We start from the raw sequence: 22527 nt of genomic DNA on the forward strand, positions 1-22527 counted from the left end.
CCCCTCCGTTTTATACTTTGTTAAGACCGAGTTCACGTTCACGCAATACGGTTTTAGCACGTGCGATATCCTTGCGGACATTGCGAATGCGGGCAGGATTATCAAGTTGACCGGTCGCCAGCTGAAATCTTAGATTAAAAAGCTCTTCTTTTAGAGTCTTTGTTTGCTCTTCTATTTCAGTTGAGGTCAAGTTTCTAAGTTCATTAGCTTTCATTTGCCTCACCACCCACTTCTTCACGTTTTACAAACTTCGTTTTCACTGGAAGTTTGTGTGACGCAAGTCTAAGTGCTTCCCGAGCTACTTCTTCGGAAACACCTGCAATTTCAAACATAATTTTACCAGGCTTTACAACAGCCACCCAGCCTTCAGGGGAACCTTTACCAGAACCCATCCGGACTTCTAGTGGTTTAGCAGTGTAAGGTTTATCTGGAAAGATTTTAATCCAAACCTTACCTCCACGCTTCATATAACGAGTCATGGCAATACGAGCAGCTTCAATTTGACGATTGGAAATCCAAGTCGGTTCTAAAGCTTGTAGGCCAAACTCACCAAAAGATACTTCCGTTCCGCCTTTCGCACGGCCTTTCATTCTACCGCGATGTTCGCGACGGAATTTTACACGTTTTGGCATCAACATAATTATTGTCCTCCTTCCTCGTTGTTCGAACCTTTCGACGGAAGGACCTCTCCACGATATATCCAAATCTTCACACCAAGTTTACCGTACGTTGTATCGGCTTCAGCTGTGCCATAATCAATATCAGCACGTAGGGTGTGGAGTGGAACAGTACCTTCGTTATAACTTTCATTTCGAGCAATATCAGCACCGCCTAAACGTCCTGAAACTTCCGTTCTGATACCTTGTGCACCAGCACGCAAAGTGCGTTGAATGGATTGCTTCATTGCACGACGGAATGATACACGGTTTTCAAGTTGACGAGCGATGTTGTCTGCAACTAATCTTGCATCCAAGTCAGCTTGTTTCACTTCAGCAATGTTAATGTGAACTCGTTTGCCTGTGATATCATTCAATGCTTTACGCAATGCTTCTACTTCAGATCCGCCTTTACCAATAACCATTCCTGGCTTAGCAGTGTGGATAGAGATGTTCACGCGGTTTGCAGCACGCTCAATCTCTACTGTAGAAACAGCCGCATCCTTCAGTCTATTCTCTATATATTCACGAATTTTTATATCTTCGTGCAACAATGTCGCATAGTTGTTTTCCGCGAACCATTTGGAGTCCCAATCACGGATGACACCAATTCTAAGTCCTACTGGATTTACTTTTTGACCCACTCATTATCCCTCCTTCTTTTCTGCTACCACTACAGTAATGTGGCTGGTACGTTTATTAATTCGTGTTGCACGTCCCATTGCACGTGGCCGAAAGCGTTTCAAAGTAATTCCTTCATCAACAAAAATTTCGCTGACATAAAGGTCTTCCGGTTCCATTTCATAGTTATGCTCCGCGTTAGCGACGGCGGAATTCAGAACCTTTTCGACAACAGGTGAAGCACTTTTAGGTGTGTTTTTCAAAATACCAATTGCTTCGCCAATGTCCTTGCCCCGAATGAGGTCAATGACTAACCGTGCTTTGCGAGGGGCAATGCGAATTTGTTTAGCAACTGCTTTAGCTTGCATTTAGAGAACCTCCCCTCTTCTACCGTTTTGTTTTCTTGTCGTCATTTTTGTGGCCTTTAAACGTTCTTGTTGGTGCAAATTCACCAAGTTTGTGGCCCACCATATCTTCTGAAACGAATACAGGAACATGCTTTCTTCCGTCATAAACAGCAAATGTGTGTCCTACAAATTGAGGAAATACTGTAGAACGACGGGACCAAGTTTTAATAACCTGCTTATCGTTATTTTGGTTTAAGTTTTCTACTTTTTTCATCAGATGATCATCGATAAAAGGTCCTTTTTTTAGACTGCGACCCATAAGGAAACCTCCTTTCGCGACTCCATAGTTTGACGGTTCAATACCGTTTTATTGCACGTTTGTTTATTTCTTTTTGCTCTTACGACGACGTACAATATATTTATCTGTGTCTTTGTTTTTCTTTCTTGTCTTATAACCAACAGTTGGCATACCCCATGGTGATACAGGTGATTTACGACCGATTGGTGCACGGCCTTCCCCGCCCCCGTGAGGGTGATCACTTGGGTTCATTGCAGAACCACGTACAACAGGGCGCTTGTTGAGCCAGCGTCCGCGTCCAGCTTTACCGATAACAACAAGTTCATGTTCAATATTCCCAACTTGCCCTACTGTAGCACGGCAAGTAGCCAAGATTAAACGAGTTTCTCCTGAACGTAAACGAACAAGAACATATTTACCTTCTTTACCAAGAATTTGTGCTTCTGCGCCTGCAGAACGAACTAATTGCGCTCCACGACCAGGCTTCAATTCAATGTTATGAATGATTGTACCCACCGGAATATTAGACAACGGCAATGCGTTACCTGTTTTAATATCTGCTTCTGGACCAGACACGATTTCTTGATCTACTTTGAGGCCTTTTGGAGCAAGAATATAACGTTTTTCTCCATCGTTATAATGAATAAGGGCTATATTCGCTGAACGGTTTGGATCATACTCAATCGTAGCAACGCGACCCGGCACTCCATCTTTATCACGTTTAAAATCGATAACACGATATTGGCGTTTGTGTCCGCCGCCTTGATGACGAACAGTAATTCGTCCTTGGCTGTTACGGCCGCCTTTTTTATGCTTTGGTTCAAGCAACGTTTTTTCTGGCTGGTCTGTTGTTACTTCACTATAAGTGTTAACAGACATAAAACGTTGCCCGTTAGTTGTTGGCTTTTTCCTTTTAATTGCCATGTTTATTTCCCTCCTTCACTCGTTGCTTTAGACTCCTTCAAAAAACTCAATTTCTTGGCTTTCTGAAGTAAGCGTTACGACTGCTTTTTTGCGCTTCGGCTTATATCCGGTATAACGGCCAAAACGACGGAACTTACCTTTATAATTAAGAGTGTTCACTTTTTCTACACTTACGTCAAAGATTTCTTCAACAGCCTTTTGAATTTGTGTTTTATTTGCTTTTACATCCACTTCAAAAGTATATTTTTTCTCTTCCATAAGATCAGCAGACCGTTCTGTTATAACGGGGCGTTTGATGACATCGCGTGCTTCCATTATCCGAGCACCTCCTCTACCTTCTCTGCTGCTTCTTGCGTAATGATAAGTTTGTCATGTTGCAACAAAGTTAGAACATTTACGCTGTCGACAGTTCCGAAGGTTACTCCAGGAATATTACGTGCAGAGAGAGCTAATTGTTCGTTATAATCAGCTGTTACTATCAAAGCTTTTTCTTCAACAGAAAGATTTGAAAGAATGTTTACCATTTCTTTTGTCTTTGGAGCATCAAGCTGTAGATTATCGACAACAATTGTTTCTCCGTCTTTTACTTTGCTGGAATAAGCGGATTTAATAGCAAGTCTGCGAACTTTCTTCGGCAGTTTATAGCTATATTGTCTTGGAGTCGGTCCAAAAACAATTCCTCCACCAACCCATTGAGGGGAACGAATAGAGCCTTGACGAGCACGTCCGGTGCCCTTTTGGCGCCACGGCTTAGCTCCGCCTCCTTTTCTTTCTGAGCGATTTTTAACTTTATGAGTACCTTGACGCATCGATGCTTGCTGCATCAAAACCGCATCGTGCAAAACATCTTTGTTTGGTTCTATACCAAAAATGGCATCAGATAATTCAATGTCTCCGACCTTAGAGCCTGTTTGGTTTAACAAAGCTACTTTTGGCATCATGGAGCCTCCTTTCTTTTAAACGTTATTTTGTGGCTTTCACAGCGTTTTGTACTGTTACATAACCTTTTTTAGGGCCAGGAACGTTCCCTTTCACTAAAAGCAAGTTACGTTCAGCATCTACCTTGACAACTTCAAGGTTCTGTACAGTTACTGTATTTCCGCCCATACGTCCAGGAAGTTTCATTCCTTTTAGTACGTGGTTTGGATCAATAGGACCCATTGTACCAGGACGACGATGAAAGCGAGAACCGTGAGTCATTGGACCGCGGGCTTGATTATGGCGTTTAATTGCACCTTGGAACCCTTTCCCTTTTGAAGTTCCCGTTATATCAACGATTTCCCCTTCTGTAAATAAATCAACTTTGACTTCCTGACCAACTTCGTAATCTCCATTATCACGGATTTCACGAGTGTAGCGCTTGGGAGCTGTATTAGCTTTTTGAGCGTGGCCTTTTTCAGGTTTGCTAGCGCGTGATTCTTTTTTATCCATGACACCAAGTTGAACTGCTTCGTATCCATCTGATTCAGATGTTTTTGTTTGGAGTACAACGTTTGGTTCAGCCTCAATAACTGTGACCGGAAGAAGTTCTCCATTTTCATTAAACAACTGGGTCATTCCGATTTTCTTCCCCAAGATTCCTTTGGTCATCAGTCACACCTCCTATTTATTAAATGTTCTTATTTTATCTTTCAATGGTCTTCTTATAGTTTAATTTCAATGTCAACACCAGATGGTAGATCTAAACGCATAAGCGCATCAACAGTCTGTGGTGTTGGACTAACGATATCGATCAAACGTTTATGAGTGCGCATTTCAAATTGCTCGCGAGCATCTTTGAACTTATGTGTCGCACGCAGCACCGTGTAAACCGATCTTTCCGTAGGTAACGGAATTGGTCCAGATACCCCAGCGCCAGAACGTTTGGCTGTTTCTACAATCTTCTCGGCAGATTGATCTAATACACGATGATCATAAGCCTTTAAACGAATACGAATCTTCTCTTTTGCCATTGTAAGCCCTCCTTTATCGCCCGATTTTTACAGACATACTCCGTGAAAATTTTCCTAACACCCACCATGGCAAAGGGGCCGGGTGTGTCGGTAACCTTTCACATCATCGCCCTGAACCGCTGTAATGCCTATTAGGAAATTCCTTAATCGGCTGCCTGCCTTCGATCCCTAATATCAAAAGTCTGCGGTCACACTTTATCTATTATAATGATTCAAATGACTAAATGCAAGGAGTATTGCAAGATTTTTTTATCTACTATTTATTAAATCTAAATACAGCTTATTATTTTATCAATTATGACACAACTGGATTAATTGTAAACGTATCATCCTATACTACCATATTCTCTTACACTTGTTCCTCTTCCAAATTGTTATCGGCTATCACGCTATGTTCTTCATATTAACCTGGTACAACCTTTTGAACTAGCATAATTGTTGAAGATTAGAGCTGCAGCACTTAAAGTTTAAGAAATGCGCAAGCGTTCTGGGAAGGAAGTGTGAACCCGAAAATGCCAAAATTTTTTATACTTTTCTACTTTCCATAAAAAAAGACTGCCCGCAAAAGTCGCTTCCACGACTTTTCGGACAGCCTTTCCGAATCGAGCAAATATTACTTTTGAATAGTTGCTACAACACCAGCACCTACAGTACGTCCACCTTCACGGATAGAGAACTTGGTACCTTCTTCAATTGCGATTGGTGAAATCAATTCTACTGTCATTTCAACGTTATCGCCAGGCATAACCATTTCTACACCTTCTGGCAATTCGATAACACCAGTAACGTCCGTTGTACGGAAGTAGAACTGAGGACGATAGTTAGCAAAGAATGGAGTGTGACGTCCACCCTCGTCTTTTGAAAGAACATAAACTTCTGCTTTGAAGTTAGTATGTGGTGTAATAGAGTTAGGCTTAGCAAGAACTTGACCGCGTGTAATATCTTCACGGTTTACACCACGAAGAAGCGCTCCGATGTTGTCGCCTGCTTCTGCATAGTCAAGAAGCTTACGGAACATTTCAACTCCTGTAACAGTGGTTTTACGCTTGTTTTCGTCAATACCGATGATTTCTACTTCGTCACCGACATTAAGCATTCCACGTTCAACACGGCCTGTTGCAACAGTACCACGGCCAGTGATAGAGAATACGTCCTCAACTGGCATCATGAAAGGCTTATCTTTGTCACGGTCTGGAGTTGGAATGTAGTCATCCACTGCTTGCATGAGGTCAACAATAGCTTGCTCATGCTCTTCTTGTCCTTCAATAGCTTGCAAAGCAGAACCTTTAACAACTGGTACATCGTCGCCGTCAAAGTCATACTCAGAAAGAAGATCACGTACTTCCATTTCTACAAGCTCTAGAAGTTCTTCATCATCAACCATGTCTGTTTTGTTCAAGAAAACAACGATTGATGGAACCCCTACCTGACGTGAAAGCAAGATGTGCTCACGAGTTTGTGGCATTGGGCCGTCAGCTGCGGATACAACAAGAATTGCTCCGTCCATTTGTGCAGCACCAGTGATCATGTTTTTAACATAGTCTGCGTGTCCTGGGCAGTCTACGTGTGCATAGTGGCGAGTATCTGTTTCATATTCCACGTGAGCTGTGGAGATTGTGATTCCACGTTCACGCTCTTCAGGAGCACCGTCGATGGAGTCATAAGCCATTGCTTCACCAGTACCAGATTTTTTATGAAGTACAGAAGTGATAGCAGCTGTTAATGTAGTTTTTCCGTGGTCAACGTGTCCGATAGTACCAATGTTCGCATGCGTTTTGGAACGATCAAACTTTTCTTTTGCCATTTTGAATTTCCTCCCTTAATACAGGTAAATTATATAGAAGCTAGAAAGGTGTACCAATCTAGGAAATCACCTTCCTTAGCTTACAATAAAACAATAATGCAGACAATCATTTAAGAGAAATTATTCTCCACTATTTTTCTTAATGATTTCTTCAGCTACGCTCTTTGGCACTTCTTCATAGTGGTCAAAGAACATTGTGTAATTTCCTCGTCCTTGTGTGTTAGAACGAAGGTTGGTTGCATAACCAAACATTTCAGAAAGTGGAACAAATGATTTAATTGCTTGAGAATTTCCGCGTGCTTCCATTCCATCTACACGGCCGCGACGAGCAGTGATATCACCCATCACATCACCCATGTATTCTTCAGGAACCACTACTTCAACTTTCATAAGCGGTTCAAGCAATACAGGCTTACAATGGTTCTTAGCTTCCTTCAAGGCCATTGAAGCGGCCACTTTAAATGCCATTTCGTTAGAGTCCACATCGTGATAAGAACCATCAAATAGTGTTGCTTTCACATCAACCATAGGATAGCCAGCTAATAGACCATTTTCCAAGGCTTCTTCAATACCTTCTTGGACAGAGCCTACATATTCACGTGGGACAACACCGCCTACAATCTTATTGACAAACTCAAATCCTGCGCCTTCAGTGTTAGGTTCAAACGTAACCCAAACGTGACCATATTGACCACGTCCACCTGATTGACGAACGAATTTACCTTCACAGTTTGCCGATGCTCTGATTGTTTCACGGTATGAAACCTGCGGTGCACCAACTGTAGCATCCACTTTAAATTCTCTTTTTAGTCGGTCAACAATAATATCAAGGTGAAGTTCACCCATACCCATAATAATAGTTTGACCTGTTTCTTCATCTGTCTCCGTTTGGAAAGTCGGATCTTCTTCTGCAAGCTTACCAAGAGCTATACCCATCTTGTCATGGTCTGCTTTTGACTTAGGCTCAACAGACAAACGAATAACTGGATCCGGAAAGTCCATAGATTCCAAAATTACTCTGTTTTTATCATCACATAGAGTATCCCCTGTTCCAGTATCCTTCAAACCAATACCGGCAGCAATATCTCCAGAATAAACGGTTGAAATCTCTTCTCTTGAATTGGCGTGCATCTGAAGAATACGGCCAACTCTTTCCCGCTTTTCCTTCGTAGAATTACGTACGTATGAACCAGCGTCTAGTTTTCCGGAATACACGCGGAAAAATGTCAGCTTACCAACGTAAGGGTCTGTTGCTACTTTAAACGCAAGTGCCGAGAATGGACCTTCGTCGTCGGCTGTTCTTTCTACTTCTTCTTCGCTGTCAGGAACAATACCTTTGATTGCAGGTACATCCGTTGGAGAAGGTAAGTAGTCAAGTACTGCGTCTATCATCAGCTGTACACCTTTGTTTTTAAAAGCAGAACCGCAAAGTACTGGATAAAATTCAATATTTAACGTTCCTTTACGAATTGCAGCTTTCAACTCATCATTGTTGATTTCTTCACCTTCAAGATATTTCATCATAAGGTCTTCATCAACTTCTGCAACAGCTTCGATTAGTGATTCGCGATACTCGGTTGCTTGCTGCTTATATTCTTCTGGAATCTCACGAGCTTCCGCACGGGTTCCCAAATCATCGAGATAATAGAAAGCTTGCATGCCAATCAAGTCAATAATACCTTCAAAATTATCCTCAGCACCAATTGGAAGCTGAATAGCATGTGCATTAGCGCCTAAACGTTCCTTCAAAGTAGAGCATGAGTAAATGAAATCTGCCCCTACTTTATCCATTTTGTTTACAAAAACAACACGAGGAACGTGATAGGTAGTAGCTTGACGCCATACTGTTTCCGTTTGAGGTTCTACACCTGATTGAGCATCCAGTACAGCTACTGCTCCATCAAGAACACGAAGAGAACGTTCTACCTCCACGGTGAAATCTACGTGTCCAGGAGTATCAATGATATTGATTCTGTATCCTTTCCACTGTGCTGTTGTCGCAGCGGAAGTGATTGTAATACCGCGTTCTTGTTCTTGGGACATCCAATCCATTTGAGAAGCCCCTTCATGGGTCTCCCCAATTTTGTGGATTCGCCCAGTATAATACAAGACACGCTCTGTTGCAGTGGTTTTACCGGCATCGATGTGAGCCATGATACCGATATTACGAGTTTTTTCTAAGGAGAATTCTCGTGCCATGAAGTTTCAATTTCTCCTTTCCTCCATAACTATGGGTTAAATAAGTTATTTGGTTTATTGTTTTACCAGCGATAGTGTGCAAATGCTTTGTTAGCTTCTGCCATGCGGTGTGTGTCTTCCCGTTTTTTCACAGCTGATCCTGTGTTATTAGCACCATCTAGAATTTCATTTGCTAAACGTTCTTCCATTGACTTTTCCCCACGAAGACGAGCGTAACTTACCATCCAACGAAGACCTAGCGTAGTACGGCGGTCGGGCTTCACTTCAATTGGAACTTGATAGTTAGCGCCACCTACACGGCGGGATTTCACTTCAAGGACAGGCATAACATTCTTCAAAGCTTGATCAAAAACTTCCATCGGATCTTTCCCGGATCTTTCTTCGACGAGGTTAAATGCTTTATAAAGAATATTTTGTGCTTTACCTTTCTTTCCATCCAACATAATACGATTAATTAATCTAGTTACCAATTTGGAATTGTAAAGCGGATCTGGCAATACATCTCTGCGTGGTACTGGTCCTTTACGAGGCATCAGTTCACCCCTCCTTTCTTCAAATTAAAATAAATTATTTTTTAGAACGCTTTGTGCCGTATTTTGAACGACTTTGTTTACGGTTCTGAACACCAGCAGTGTCAAGAGCACCGCGTACGATATGATAACGTACACCAGGAAGGTCCTTCACACGGCCGCCACGAATAAGAACAACACTGTGTTCTTGCAAGTTATGGCCGATTCCTGGAATATAAGCAGTCACTTCTATTTGGTTGGTCAAACGTACACGAGCATATTTACGCAATGCGGAGTTCGGTTTCTTTGGTGTCATTGTCCCAACACGAGTACATACTCCACGTTTTTGAGGAGAGTCTTGATCGGTCGGGATTTTTCTGTAACTGTTGTAACCTTTATTCAAGGCTGGGGAGTCAGACCCCTTTGTTTTTACTTGACGACCTTTACGTACCAATTGATTGATAGTTGGCATAGTGTTTCCTCCTTTCTTTCAGCGTATTCATAAGACCACCGTTCCAGGTGGTTCATTGTAAAGCAAAAGTAAAGTTTTTGCCAGCAGGACAAGCCTGCTAGCAAAAACGTCATTGCTTTTTCAGTGCAACCGCAGCAGCTCCAACATCAATTCCACAGACTTTACCAAGTCTTCTCATAGAGTCAACGGTATAAACCGGAACTCCTTTCAGCTCGGCTGCGAGAAGAACTCTGCTAATAACCCTGTTTTCTGCATCATCAGCTACGATTACTTCATTAACGAAGTTTGCTTCAAGAGCTTTTAATGTTTGCTTCGTTCCAATCAAAACCTCATCCGCCTGTGATACTTTTTCATAAGACATTCTGTATCCTCCAAAGCACAGGGTGTTAGGCGCACTTTGACAGCATATCACCATGGTGAAAAGATGTCAATACTATTTTAATTTTGAGGAATCGTCTCTTCAGCCGTTTCTATCGTTTTTTCCTGTTGCTCTTCCGGTTTATCCATTTCTAATGAGCGATAACGCTGCATTCCGGTACCTGCAGGAACAAGTTTTCCGATAATAACATTTTCTTTTAAGCCGAGAAGTTCATCCCTCTTGCCTTTAATTGCTGCGTCTGTAAGCACACGTGTTGTTTCTTGGAAAGAGGCCGCTGAAAGGAAGGAATCCGTTTCAAGCGAGGCTTTTGTAATACCAAGAATAACTGGGTTACCAACAGCTGGTTTGCCGCCCTGTTCCAATACTTTTTGGTTAGCGTTGTCGAAGTGGTGAATTTCAACCATTGATCCCGGCAGTACTTCTGTTTCTCCAGAATCCGCCACACGAACTTTTCTCAACATCTGGCGCACCATGACTTCAACGTGCTTGTCACCAATTTCTACGCCCTGCATGCTATATACTTTTTGTACTTCTTTTAAGAGGTATCTTTGTACTTCCTGCACCCCTGTAACCTTCAATAGTTCTTTCGGATCAATGGAACCTTCCGTTAATGCCTCACCGGATTTGACCATATCTCCTAATTCTACTCTGAGACGAGAGCCATATGCGGTTGTGTAATTCCGTGTTTCAAGATTGCCTTGTACCGTAATTTCTTTTTTACCTTGGTGTTCCTTAACGTCAACAATTTCTCCATCGAGTTCGGATATTAGCGCTTGACCTTTTGGATTCCGGGCTTCAAACAATTCTTGAATACGAGGAAGACCTTGTGTGATATCGTCTCCTGCAACACCACCGGTATGGAATGTACGCATTGTCAACTGTGTACCTGGTTCACCAATGGATTGTGCAGCGATAATGCCCACGGCTTCTCCCACTTCAACGTCTGATCCCGTTGCAAGGTTTTTACCATAACACTTCTTACAAACTCCGTGGCGTGTGTCACACGTGAACACAGAACGTATTGTTGCGCTTTCTACACCTGAATCTTCGATGAGCTTAGCTCTGTCTTCATCCATTAATTCGCCTTTTTTAGCCAGTACTTCATTCGTTTCTGGATGACGAATCGTCTTAAAGGCAACACGTCCGATGAGACGATCTTGAAGTTTTTCAATTACTTCATTTCCTTCACGCAATGCATAGACATCAAGACCGCGGTCCGTTCCACAATCATCTTCACGAACAATGACATCTTGGGCAACGTCGACTAGACGGCGTGTTAGATAACCAGAATCGGCTGTCTTCAAGGCAGTGTCGGCAAGACCTTTACGAGCACCATGTGTAGAAATAAAGTACTCAAGTACCGTCAGACCTTCACGGAAACTAGACTTGATAGGAAGCTCGATGATTTTACCAGATGGGTTGGCCATCAGACCACGCATCCCTGCAAGCTGTGTAAAGTTTGATGCGTTACCACGTGCACCCGAGTCACTCATCATGAAAATAGGGTTGAGCGTATTTAGTGATTTTAACAGTTTATCTTGAATGGTATCTTTTGCTTCACTCCATTCAGAAATAACTTTGTTATAACGTTCTTCATCTGTGATTAAACCACGACGGAACTGCTTCATAACCCGCTCAATTTTGTCTTCGGTATCATCAATAATGTCTTGTTTGTCTTCCAATACCACGATATCTGAAATCCCTACTGTAATACCAGCTTTAGTGGAATAATAAAAGCCTAGGTCTTTCATACGGTCGAGCATTTTTGATGTTTCGATAATTTGAAACTTCTTAAATACTTCTGCGATAACATCACCGAGAAAACCTTTTTTAAACGGAGGAACCAGTTCGCGGTTTTCATATTCTTTTTTCACATCGGTGGTCTTTTCAACGATATAATTACTTGGAATCTCAACTTCCAAGTTCGCGGCTGTCGGCTCATTGATATAAGGGAATGATTCTGGAAGTATCTCATTAAATATCAATTTCCCAACAGTCGTAAGCAATAACTTATCACTTTGTTCTTCAGCGAAATTCGTCTTATCCAAACTCGCCACAGGCAAGGCAATTCTAGTGTGTAAGTGAATAAAACCTGCGTGATATGCAGTTAACGCTTCATTAGAATCTTTAAAGACAGAACCTTCTCCGGTTGCGTTCTCTCTTTCCAAAGTCAAGTAATAGTTACCTAAAACCATGTCTTGTGAAGGAGTAACAACTGGCTTTCCGTCCTTTGGATTCAAAATGTTTTGAGCTGCGAGCATCAATACACGAGCCTCTGCTTGCGCTTCGGCGGAAAGCGGCACGTGAACAGCCATTTGGTCACCATCAAAGTCTGCGTTGTACGCTGTACATACAAGAGGGTGAAGCTTGACTGCACGGCCTTCTACAAGCGTTGGTTCAAAAGCTTGAATACCTAAGCGGTGCAATGTCGGAGCACGGTTTAGTAATACTGGATGTTCTTTGATAACTTCTTCCAACACATCCCATACTTCAGGATGCACACGCTCTACTTTTCGTTTAGCGCTTTTTATATTGTGAGAAAGCCCTCTACTTACAAGTTCCTTCATAACAAATGGTTTAAATAGTTCTAACGCCATTTCCTTCGGCAAACCGCACTGATACATTTTCAAACTAGGTCCTACAACGATAACAGAACGACCGGAGTAGTCTACACGCTTACCAAGAAGGTTTTGACGAAAACGACCTTGCTTCCCTTTTAACATGTGGGAAAGTGACTTCAACGGACGGTTTCCGGGTCCAGTAACAGGACGACCGCGACGTCCATTGTCAATTAAAGCATCTACTGCTTCTTGGAGCATTCTTTTTTCATTTTGAACAATAATGTTTGGAGCGCCTAAATCCAACAGTCGCTTCAAACGGTTATTTCTATTAATCACTCGGCGATACAAATCGTTTAAGTCAGATGTCGCAAAACGTCCACCATCCAACTGCACCATTGGGCGAATCTCTGGAGGTACAATCGGAAGCACATCTAAAATCATCCATGCTGGATGGTTTCCAGAATGACGGAATGATTCTAAGACTTCGAGTCGTTTAATTGCTCGTGTACGCCGTTGTCCTTGAGCTGTCTCCAATTCATCTTTCAGCATCTTCACTTCTTTATCAAGGTCAAGGTCATGCAAAATCTTTCGAATTGCTTCTGCACCCATTTTAGCAGTGAATCCTTTGCCGTATTTATCATAATACGAACGATATTCTCTTTCTGAAAGCAATTGCTTATAATCGAGCGGCGTTTCTCCTGTATCCGTTACAACATAAGATGCAAAGTAAATAACTTCTTCAAGAGATCGAGGGGACATATCAAGTACAAGTCCCATCCGACTTGGGATTCCTTTAAAATACCAAATATGAGAGACAGGTGCAGCCAGTTCAATATGACCCATGCGTTCACGTCTTACTTTTGAACGGGTTACCTCTACGCCACAACGATCACACACAACGCCCTTATACCGAACTCGCTTATACTTTCCGCAGTGACATTCCCAATCCTTCGTAGGACCAAAAATCCGCTCACAGAAAAGCCCATCTTTCTCCGGTTTCAACGTACGATAGTTAATCGTTTCTGGCTTTTTCACTTCTCCGCGGGACCAAGAGCGCATCTTATCAGGTGATGCGAGACCAACTTTCATATATTCAAAATTATTTACGTCTATCAAGGGGTCAACCTCCCTTTCGAAACTTTGGGATAGCGGTAAGAACAGGCACAGAAGAGATGCTTATAATAAAGCATCTCTTTTCTTATGTCCTGTTGCTATAACCTGCCTCAGGCATTTTCACTGGACTCTAATTTCAGGTTCAACGTGCCGCTGGATTCATCTTCATCATCCAACTCTTTCATCTCAATTTCTTCTTCTGTACTTGAGAGCATCTTAACGTCCATTCCAAGGCTTTGAAGCTCTTTTATTAATACTTTAAAAGACTCTGGGACTCCTGGTTCAGGTACGTTTTCGCCTTTGACAATAGCTTCATACGTTTTCACACGCCCTACTACGTCATCCGATTTTACTGTCAAAATTTCTTGAAGAGTATAAGCAGCGCCATAAGCTTCAAGAGCCCAAACTTCCATTTCACCAAAACGCTGTCCACCAAATTGAGCTTTTCCGCCTAGTGGTTGTTGGGTTACCAATGAATAAGGTCCCGTAGAACGAGCATGAAGCTTATCATCTACCATGTGAGCAAGTTTAATCATATACATGATACCTACTGAAACACGGTTATCGAATGGTTCACCCGTTCTTCCGTCATACAATACGGTTTTTCCGTCACGAGCAAGACCAGCTTCCTGAATCGTTTCCCAAACGTCTTCCTCTCGCGCACCGTCAAATACCGGTGTCGCCATATGAAGATTCAACGATCTTGCTGCCATACCGAGATGCAGCTCTAATACCTGACCAATGTTCATACGAGAAGGAACACCTAGAGGGTTCAACATAATTTCAATCGGAGTCCCATCCGGAAGATAAGGCATATCTTCTTCAGGTAATATCCTAGAAATAACACCTTTGTTTCCGTGACGTCCTGCCATTTTGTCCCCTTCGTGTATTTTTCGTTTTTGAACGAGATACACACGAACAAGTTGATTCACTCCCGGCGGAAGCTCATCACCATCATCGCGGTTAAATATCTTAACGTCTAAGACAATACCATCTGCGCCGTGAGGAACTCTCAAGGAGGTGTCGCGAACTTCTCTAGCTTTTTCTCCAAAGATAGCATGCAGTAAGCGTTCTTCAGCACTTAGTTCCGTCATCCCTTTTGGAGTTACTTTCCCTACAAGGATATCTCCGTCTTTCACTTCGGCACCTACACGAATAATGCCGCGGTCATCTAGGTTTTTCAGCGCTTCTTCACTGACATTCGGAATATCTCTTGTAATCTCTTCCGGTCCTAGTTTTGTATCCCGGGCTTCTGATTCATATTCTTCAATATGAACAGATGTGTAAACATCATCTTTCACAAGACGTTCACTTAGAATAATCGCATCCTCATAGTTATAACCATCCCATGTCATAAATCCGACGAGAATGTTTCGACCAAGGGCCATTTCTCCTTTTTCCATCGAAGGTCCATCGCCTAAAACTTCTCCTTTTTCGACACGGTCACCCTCAATTGCAATCGGGCGTTGGTTGTAACTTGTTCCTTGGTTAGAACGGATATGCTTTGACATCTTGTATTTCTCAAGGTCTGTCTCGACCTCTTTGCCGTTAACGTCTTCTAGCTTACGTACCCAGATTTCTCGAGCAGTAACCCGTTCTACAGTGCCTTTTGATCTCGCTACTACCGCAGCACCAGAATCACGGGCGGATACATATTCCATTCCTGTACCGACAAGTGGTGCTTCAGGCTCTAGCAAAGGTACAGCTTGACGTTGCATATTCGCCCCCATTAACGCACGGTTGGAGTCATCGTTTTCCAAAAACGGAACACAAGCTGTTGCTGCAGACACAACTTGTTTTGGAGAAACATCCATGTAGTCAATTTTTTCCTTTGGAACATGGGTGTTTTCACCACGAAAACGGGCAATAATACTATCATCGGCAAAACGACCGTCTTCGGTAAGTTTGGCGTTAGCTTGCGCAACAACGTAATTATCTTCTTCGTCAGCCGTTAGATAATCACATTCTTTTGTTACGATGCCAGTCTCATGGTCGACTCTGCGATAAGCTGTTTCAATAAAACCAAATTCGTTCACCTTGGCGTAACTTGAAAGAGAGTTAATGAGCCCGATGTTCGGTCCTTCCGGCGTTTCAATTGGACACATACGTCCATAGTGGGAATAGTGAACGTCACGTACTTCAAAACCTGCTCTTTCTCTTGTTAAACCACCTGGCCCAAGTGCAGATAAACGACGTTTGTGCGTTAATTCCGCTAATGGGTTTGTTTGGTCCATAAATTGCGATAGCTGCGAGCTTCCGAAAAACTCTTTAATAGAAGCTATAACCGGTCTAATATTAATAAGGGCTTGTGGAGTAATGGAGCTCGGATCTTGAATCGACATCCTTTCACGGACAACCCTCTCCATCCGAGATAAACCAATACGGAATTGATTCTGCAGTAACTCCCCTACCGAACGCAGACGACGGTTACCTAAATGGTCAATATCGTCTGTTAAACCGACTCCATGCAATAAATTGAAGAAGTAGTTAATAGTAGATATGATGTCTTCTGGAGTAATGTTCTTTACATCACGGTCAATGTTGCCATTGCTTATGACACTTATGACTTTATCTTCTTCTTGTTCTTCTGGAGCATATATCTTAACAGCCTGCACATCGAGGTCTGCTTCTTCCATCACACCACCGGCAACCGTCACGCGTTTAAACCCTAAGTCCTTTTCAAGATAAGGCAGTAACCGGTCAAGCAGGCGACGATCTAATACATCTCCATCTTCTGCAAGAATTTCTCCTGTTTCAGGGTCAGCTAATGTTTCAGCAAGACGCTGATTAAATAAACGGTTTTGTATATGAAGTTTTTTGTTCGCTTTATAACGACCTACGTTAGCGAGGTCATAACGTTTCGGATCAAAAAACCTTGTGTTCAAAAGACTTTTTGCGCTGTCAACTGTTGGGGGCTCTCCAGGGCGAAGACGCTCATAGATTTCGAGTAACGCCTTCTCACTGCCTTCTGTGTTGTCCTTTTCCAACGTATTGCGCAAATACTCATCTTCTCCGAGTAAATCAATGATCTCTTGATCAGACCCGAACCCAAGTGCGCGTAAGAGTACCGTAACAGGTATCTTTCTGGTACGATCGATACGTACGTATACAATATCTTTTGCGTCTGTTTCTAACTCAAGCCACGCCCCCCGGTTCGGAATGACCGTGGCGGTATGTCCTTTTTTACCGTTCTTGTCCAATTTCTCATTAAAATATACACTTGGAGAACGCACAAGTTGAGATACAATAACACGTTCGGCCCCATTAATAATAAAGGTTCCCGTGTCTGTCATAAGCGGAAAGTCGCCCATAAACACTTCTTGCTCTTTCACTTCGCCCGTTTCTTTATTCATCAAACGGACTTTAACCCGTAGTGGAGCAGAAAACGTTACGTCTCGTTCTTTTGATTCATCCATAGAATACTTTGGTTCACCAAGGCTATAGTCAATAAACTCAAGAACCAGATTACCCGTGAAATCTTCAATGGGAGATATATCCTGAAACATTTCACGAATACCCTCATCAAGAAACCATTGATAAGAAGCTGTTTGAATTTCAATTAAATTAGGAAGATCCAATACTTCATTGATTCGAGCATAGCTTCTTCTTTGGCGGTGGCGTCCAAACTGAATAAGTTGACCTGTCAACTGAGTCACCCCTTAAATATCACATAATGTCCACCTGTTTATAACAGGTTGAATATACCAAAGGCGGCCGCTAAAATGATAAACATAAAAGTTGCCTTACCTTTATTCCTACAAGAAAAGCATACAAACTCAGAAAAAGTTGAAAGTCGTAATACTTCCACTTTGCATGATTGCCTGAGTACTGAAGCTAAACATCGAAAACGCCTAAACTCTATACTGTTTCACCTTATAAAGTAAACCCGGAAACTACCAAGCTCACTAAACGATCGTAACAACGTTGTTGTCACATTCATAAGGGTTACTCTAAAATATAACTTCTGACGATACAAAGAAAAAAATGGTCTCTTATTGTAAGAACCACTATTCGTCATCTGTCAGACTGATTATATTATTTTTCCCTACCCCTGCTTCATTTATACATGGTACAATAATAAAAAATAATTAGTAATTGTGTAATACCCATGTATCTACAAGGACACTTATATGCATTAAATAATGTTAACACAATAGGATAAGGTGGTCAATCTTTTTTTGCACAAAAGATGTAGTAGCCTTTATTTTTACTAACCAGCTGTACCTCTCGAAAGATAGACGATAGTTTTTCTTTCGCAGATGGAGCACCTTGCTTTTTTTGAATAACTACCCAAAGAGAGCCGCCTGACTGCAAATGATTAGAAGCTTCTTCAAACAGCGAATGAACAACCTGTTTTCCCGCTCTTATCGGCGGATTAGTAATAATTGCAGCGAAATCTGCCTTTTCGATAGCAGAAAAAAGATCACTATTTTTCACGACAGTGTTTTTGAGTCCATAAGCGGTAGCGTTCTTCTCCGCTAATTGCAGCGCTCGTTCATTTACGTCCGTCAGCCACACTTGTCGCTTTGTTTCCAACGCCAGAGAAATTCCAATCGGACCATACCCACAACCTACGTCAAGGATACTCCCCTCTTGCTCCGGCCACGAATAGGCATCTAATAACGTTCTACTCCCAAAATCAACTTCCTTTTTCGAAAATACACCATGATCACTTATAAAGCTCAGTCTTCGCCCTCGCAAACGGCATTCTATCTTTCGTTCCTCACTATCTTTTCCTGGGTTTTTCTCAAAATAGTGACTACTCATACCATTCTCCACGTCCTTTTGTTAGCAGATATGAAAGTATAAAAATGTCAGCGTTTTGTTATGTTATTTCAGTTTAACAAACACAAGCTCTTTTTCTCAAACGCTACCTTTTTTATACAAAAGGAGCTTCCTCTGTGATTAGAGAAAGCTCCTTCAGCATTCTTTCGAACTCTTTTATTTAAGTTCTACTGTAGCGCCAGCTTCTTCAAGTTGACTCTTAATTTGTTCTGCTTCTTCTTTGTCAGCACCCTCTTTAAGAGTATCTGGTGTTCCATCAACAAGAGCTTTAGCTTCTTTGAGACCAAGACCAGTGATTTCACGAACAACTTTAATTACGTTGATCTTAGAACCACCTGCATCTTCTAGTACAACATCAAATTCAGTTTGCTCTTCTGCTGCTTCAGCAGGAGCAGCTCCAACAGCAACTGGTGCCGCTGCAGTTACACCAAATTCTTCTTCAATAGCTTTTACAAGATCGTTCAATTCAAGAACGGACATTCCTTTTACTTCTTCAATGATTTGTTCCTTACTCATTGTAAATCCTCCTTTAATTAATTGTTTTCATTATTATCTAACATAAGATTCACGTGCATAAAACAGTCGTTTACGCGCCCTCTTCCTCTTTTTGATCAGCAACTGCTTTTGTTGCCAATGCAAAGTTACGGATAGGAGCCTGTAGAACGTTAAGAAGCATCGATACAAGGCCTTCGTGTGATGGAAGACTTGCTAGTTCGTGGATCTCTTCAAGTGACGCCACACGTCCTTGAATAATTCCTGTTTTAATCTCCAACGCTTCATGATCTTTTGCGAAATTATTAATGATTTTAGCAGGAGCCACTACATCTTCTGTACTTGTAGCAATAGCTGTAGGACCTAGCAAAAATTCATCAAGTTCCGTTAAATTTGTTTTCTCTGTAGCTCGACGAACCATCGTGTTTTTGTATACTTTAAAATCGACGCCTGCTTCACGAAGTTGCTTCCGCAATTCTGTCGCTTCCTCAACATTCAATCCACGATAGTCAACAACAACAGTAGAAATGCTATTCTCAAGCTTTTCCGCAATTTCCTGAACGACCTGTTGTTTTCCTTCAATTACTGCGTTCATGTCTAACACCTCCTGCTCTTATTATGAGTCGACCGCAAACATAATGGGCATCATCCCCATAAAAAAACCTTCATGTACACAGACATGAAGGTAGATGGTTCTCTTATCACACAATTTTTTCAAAAAAGTATGGCGAAAACTACCTCGGCAGGGAATTAAGCCAATAGGCACCTGCTGTCTGCGGTGTTTATTATATTATTTCACAAGTGTTACATACCGCTATACAGTATAGCGGTTTTAACACTGGAAGTCAATCACTTATTTCAAATTAAGGGTAGATGTGCTAATTCTAACACCAGGACCCATTGTAGAAGAAACAGCTGTATTTCTTACATACGTTCCTTTTGCTGCAGCAGGTTTTGCTTTAACCAAGGCGTCTATAAGAGCTCTGAAGTTTTCAGCGAGTTTGTCAGTATCAAATGAAATCTTACCGATTGGCGCATGAATATTACCGGCTTTATCAACGCGGTATTCGACCTTACCAGCTTTCACTTCTTCTACAGCTTTTGTAACATCCATTGTTACCGTACCAGTCTTAGGATTTGGCATAAGACCTTTTGGTCCTAATATTTTACCTAGTTTACCAACTTGAGCCATCATGTCTGGTGTAGCAACAACAACATCAAAATCAAACCAGCCTTGCTGAACCTTGTTGACAAGATCTTCTTCACCAACATAATCTGCTCCAGCTGCTTCTGCTTCTTCCGCTTTATCACCTTTAGCGAAAACAAGAACACGTTGTGTCTTACCAGTTCCGTGCGGAAGTACAACTGCTCCGCGAAGTTGTTGATCATTCTTACGCGGATCTAGTCCAAGACGAACAGCAGCTTCTACTGTTTCATCAAAATTTGCAATAGATGTCTTTTTCACCAATTCAATGGCTTCTTCGGCATTATACTGCTGCTCACGATCTATGAGCTTCACAGCATCTTGATATTTCTTACCTCTTTTAGCCAATTTTATTCCTCCTCGATTGTGGTTTTAGCGGTCAGACCTCCCACTATTAAAGGTTGCGAACGTGATATCCAATCCAAAAAGGAAAGGAAGTCGCAACCTCTTGTAAGGCAATTCATTAGTCTTCTACAGTGATTCCCATACTTCGGGCTGTACCTTCTACCATGCGAATCGCCGCATCTAAATCAGCTGCGTTAAGATCTGGCATCTTTGTTTCAGCGATTTCGCGCACTTGATCACTTTTTACCGCTGCTACTTTATTAATATGCGGTTCACCAGAACCACTTTCAATTCCGGCTGCTTTTTTAAGAAGAACTGCAGCAGGCGGAGTTTTTGTTATAAAAGTGAAAGAGCGATCTTCATATACAGAAATTTCAACAGGGATAATCATACCTGCATCGTCTGCAGTGCGAGCATTAAACTCTTTACAAAATCCCATAATATTCACACCCGCTTGCCCTAATGCAGGACCTACTGGCGGTGCCGGGTTTGCTTTTCCGGCAGGAATTTGAAGCTTTACGACTTTCTCGACTTTTTTAGCCACGCACATACACCTCCTTGGTCCGTGATGTGGTTGATCGGACGTTTTAACGTCCTCCCACTCTTGCAGAAAATAGAACATCTTTCAAGCAGATTGTACTATTTTTTTCGGCTCATGTTATGAGTACGAAACATTAAAATCTTACCACTTCAACTAAGCAACTGCAAGAGCTTTTTTATATCTTTTCTACTTGATTAAATTCTAGTTCGACCGGTGTTTCCCGTCCAAACATGTTCACGTGCACTTTCACTTTCTGTTTTTCAGCATTAATATCTTCTATTGTGCCAGTGAAATCAGAAAATGGACCTTCTTTCACTTTCACAGATTCTTTTAAGTCAAATTCCGTTTCTGCTTTCGGTTCGTGCTCACCCATCTGCCAAAGAATATGCTCTACTTCTTCCGGCAAAAGCGGAGTTGGTTTAGAACCTGCCCCGGTAGAACCAACAAATCCAGTAACACCCGGTGTATTTCGAACGACGTACCACGAGTCATCTGTCATAACCATTTCTACAATTACATAACCTGGGAAGATTTTGCGAGTTACTTGCTTGGTTTTTCCGTTTTTAACTTCTGTTTCTTCTTCCACCGGAACATAGACGCGGAATATTTTGTCTGTCATTTCCATTGACTCCACGCGTTTTTCAAGATTTGTTTTAACTTTATTTTCGTAACCAGAGTACGTGTGTACTACATACCAGTTCATTTCCATTATTAATCGGACAGTATCGTCCTTCCCTCCTCCTTATCGGATCCATTCTACTCGTTTAATCCAGGAGTAATCGTACAAGCTCAGACAAGCCTAAATCCACGACCGCAAAAAATACGACAAAGAACGCAATTGTGAGAACTACCACAATTGTATATTTTGTCAGTTCTTTACGCGTTGGCCACGAAACACGCTTCATTTCCCTTCCGACTTCACGAAGAAACCTCACCGGATTTTTTGTACCTTCAGCCATAAAGCCACCTCCAAACCAATTGCACCCATCAAACCTTTGGGAAGCAATGTTTCTCCTCTATCCCATTTCGTTTTATGTTTTACCAATAAAAAAACAACCGCTTTATTTAGTATATAAGATGAAAGTTACGCATTGCAGTGTTTGCAAAACTTCATCATCTCAATGCGGTCTGTCCGTAACTTCTTATTATCATTGTATATCGTTTCATTGGCTATACGCATGTCAACGCACTTCCACATCAAGCATAATTTCTAAAAACCTTTGCATACGCTTGTTCACCATACCACACTGTTGAAAGTGTGTCAATTTAACCCAAATGAAATATTTTCCTTATGTATAAAAGCACCCTGTACTAGGATGCTTTTA

The 22527-nt window shown here is 41.9% G+C and carries 25 protein-coding genes and 1 other annotated feature; all 25 genes read right to left on the reverse strand.

The genetic code is table 11. The features are described 5' to 3' along the window. Positions 1 to 10: 10 nt before the first annotated feature. Positions 11 to 214 (reverse strand): 50S ribosomal protein L29, encoded by a 204-nt coding sequence (rpmC, locus tag J2S78_RS16515; protein WP_306900359.1) that lies wholly within the window; start codon positions 212 to 214, stop codon positions 11 to 13. Then, positions 204 to 638: a 50S ribosomal protein L16 gene (gene rplP, locus J2S78_RS16520; protein ID WP_306900361.1), complete on the reverse strand. Its 435-nt coding sequence runs from the start codon at positions 636 to 638 to the stop codon at positions 204 to 206. The genes rpmC and rplP overlap by 11 nt, the downstream gene beginning before the upstream one ends. 2 nt (positions 639 to 640) lie before the next feature. Next, positions 641 to 1300 (reverse strand): 30S ribosomal protein S3, encoded by a 660-nt coding sequence (rpsC, locus tag J2S78_RS16525; protein WP_125563016.1) that lies wholly within the window; start codon positions 1298 to 1300, stop codon positions 641 to 643. A gap of 3 nt (positions 1301 to 1303) precedes the next feature. Then, on the reverse strand, positions 1304 to 1645 hold the full coding sequence (rplV, locus tag J2S78_RS16530) for a 50S ribosomal protein L22 (protein ID WP_125563018.1): 342 nt from the start codon (positions 1643 to 1645) through the stop codon (positions 1304 to 1306). Between the two features lie 19 nt (positions 1646 to 1664). Further along, positions 1665 to 1943 carry a 30S ribosomal protein S19 gene (gene rpsS, locus J2S78_RS16535; RefSeq protein WP_125563020.1) on the reverse strand — a complete coding sequence of 93 codons (279 nt, stop codon included), beginning with the start codon at positions 1941 to 1943 and terminating at the stop codon, positions 1665 to 1667. Positions 1944 to 2006: 63 nt separating this feature from the next. Beyond that, the gene (gene rplB / locus J2S78_RS16540) at positions 2007 to 2846 is read right to left on the reverse strand and encodes a 50S ribosomal protein L2 (RefSeq protein WP_306900363.1); all 840 of its coding nucleotides are present in this window, start codon (positions 2844 to 2846) and stop codon (positions 2007 to 2009) included. A gap of 27 nt (positions 2847 to 2873) precedes the next feature. Continuing rightward, positions 2874 to 3161 carry a 50S ribosomal protein L23 gene (gene rplW, locus J2S78_RS16545; protein ID WP_125563024.1) on the reverse strand — a complete coding sequence of 96 codons (288 nt, stop codon included), beginning with the start codon at positions 3159 to 3161 and terminating at the stop codon, positions 2874 to 2876. Then, positions 3161 to 3784, reverse strand: a complete 624-nt coding sequence (gene rplD, locus J2S78_RS16550; protein WP_306900365.1) for a 50S ribosomal protein L4 — start codon at positions 3782 to 3784, stop codon at positions 3161 to 3163. The genes rplW and rplD overlap by 1 nt, the downstream gene beginning before the upstream one ends. Positions 3785 to 3809: 25 nt before the next feature. Further along, positions 3810 to 4436, reverse strand: coding sequence for a 50S ribosomal protein L3 (rplC, locus tag J2S78_RS16555; protein ID WP_125563026.1), 627 nt, complete (start codon positions 4434 to 4436; stop codon positions 3810 to 3812). Between the two features lie 53 nt (positions 4437 to 4489). After that, positions 4490 to 4798 (reverse strand): 30S ribosomal protein S10, encoded by a 309-nt coding sequence (gene rpsJ, locus J2S78_RS16560; protein ID WP_306900367.1) that lies wholly within the window; start codon positions 4796 to 4798, stop codon positions 4490 to 4492. A 613-nt stretch (positions 4799 to 5411) separates the two neighbouring features. Continuing rightward, positions 5412 to 6602 (reverse strand): elongation factor Tu, encoded by a 1191-nt coding sequence (gene tuf, locus J2S78_RS16565; protein ID WP_306900369.1) that lies wholly within the window; start codon positions 6600 to 6602, stop codon positions 5412 to 5414. A gap of 120 nt (positions 6603 to 6722) precedes the next feature. Continuing rightward, positions 6723 to 8801, reverse strand: a complete 2079-nt coding sequence (gene fusA / locus J2S78_RS16570) for an elongation factor G (protein ID WP_306900371.1) — start codon at positions 8799 to 8801, stop codon at positions 6723 to 6725. 62 nt (positions 8802 to 8863) lie between these two features. Continuing rightward, complete coding sequence (rpsG, locus tag J2S78_RS16575) at positions 8864 to 9334, reverse strand: 30S ribosomal protein S7 (protein ID WP_306900373.1); 471 nt, start codon at positions 9332 to 9334, stop codon at positions 8864 to 8866. A 34-nt stretch (positions 9335 to 9368) separates the two neighbouring features. Next, positions 9369 to 9782, reverse strand: a complete 414-nt coding sequence (rpsL, locus tag J2S78_RS16580; RefSeq protein WP_306900375.1) for a 30S ribosomal protein S12 — start codon at positions 9780 to 9782, stop codon at positions 9369 to 9371. A gap of 109 nt (positions 9783 to 9891) precedes the next feature. Beyond that, positions 9892 to 10143, reverse strand: coding sequence for a 50S ribosomal protein L7ae-like protein (locus tag J2S78_RS16585; protein ID WP_306900377.1), 252 nt, complete (start codon positions 10141 to 10143; stop codon positions 9892 to 9894). A 77-nt stretch (positions 10144 to 10220) separates the two neighbouring features. Continuing rightward, a complete protein-coding gene (gene rpoC, locus J2S78_RS16590; protein WP_306900379.1) occupies positions 10221 to 13838 on the reverse strand; it encodes a DNA-directed RNA polymerase subunit beta' in 3618 nt (1205 codons plus the stop codon). 107 nt (positions 13839 to 13945) lie between these two features. Continuing rightward, entirely contained in the window at positions 13946 to 17482 is a 3537-nt protein-coding gene (gene rpoB, locus J2S78_RS16595) for a DNA-directed RNA polymerase subunit beta (RefSeq protein WP_306900380.1), read from the reverse strand. 520 nt (positions 17483 to 18002) lie between these two features. Next, positions 18003 to 18602: a class I SAM-dependent methyltransferase gene (locus J2S78_RS16600; protein ID WP_306900381.1), complete on the reverse strand. Its 600-nt coding sequence runs from the start codon at positions 18600 to 18602 to the stop codon at positions 18003 to 18005. Positions 18603 to 18776: 174 nt separating this feature from the next. Continuing rightward, positions 18777 to 19136 (reverse strand): 50S ribosomal protein L7/L12, encoded by a 360-nt coding sequence (gene rplL / locus J2S78_RS16605; RefSeq protein ID WP_306900382.1) that lies wholly within the window; start codon positions 19134 to 19136, stop codon positions 18777 to 18779. Positions 19137 to 19206: 70 nt separating this feature from the next. Beyond that, complete coding sequence (rplJ, locus tag J2S78_RS16610; RefSeq protein ID WP_306900383.1) at positions 19207 to 19707, reverse strand: 50S ribosomal protein L10; 501 nt, start codon at positions 19705 to 19707, stop codon at positions 19207 to 19209. Between the two features lie 52 nt (positions 19708 to 19759). Further along, positions 19760 to 19909, reverse strand: a sequence feature (ribosomal protein L10 leader region). 56 nt (positions 19910 to 19965) lie between these two features. Further along, positions 19966 to 20664: a 50S ribosomal protein L1 gene (gene rplA, locus J2S78_RS16615; protein ID WP_125561932.1), complete on the reverse strand. Its 699-nt coding sequence runs from the start codon at positions 20662 to 20664 to the stop codon at positions 19966 to 19968. A 115-nt stretch (positions 20665 to 20779) separates the two neighbouring features. Continuing rightward, positions 20780 to 21205: a 50S ribosomal protein L11 gene (gene rplK, locus J2S78_RS16620; protein WP_125561934.1), complete on the reverse strand. Its 426-nt coding sequence runs from the start codon at positions 21203 to 21205 to the stop codon at positions 20780 to 20782. A gap of 172 nt (positions 21206 to 21377) precedes the next feature. Next, the gene (gene nusG / locus J2S78_RS16625; RefSeq protein ID WP_125561936.1) at positions 21378 to 21911 is read right to left on the reverse strand and encodes a transcription termination/antitermination protein NusG; all 534 of its coding nucleotides are present in this window, start codon (positions 21909 to 21911) and stop codon (positions 21378 to 21380) included. Positions 21912 to 21966: 55 nt separating this feature from the next. Continuing rightward, positions 21967 to 22161: a preprotein translocase subunit SecE gene (gene secE, locus J2S78_RS16630; protein ID WP_125561938.1), complete on the reverse strand. Its 195-nt coding sequence runs from the start codon at positions 22159 to 22161 to the stop codon at positions 21967 to 21969. 125 nt (positions 22162 to 22286) lie between these two features. Continuing rightward, positions 22287 to 22400: a 50S ribosomal protein L33 gene (locus tag J2S78_RS17125; protein WP_370871584.1), complete on the reverse strand. Its 114-nt coding sequence runs from the start codon at positions 22398 to 22400 to the stop codon at positions 22287 to 22289. Positions 22401 to 22527 lie beyond the last annotated feature (127 nt).

Source organism: Salibacterium salarium, assembly GCF_030813635.1.
GTDB classification, from domain to species: Bacteria; Bacillota; Bacilli; order Bacillales; family Marinococcaceae; genus Salibacterium; species Salibacterium salarium.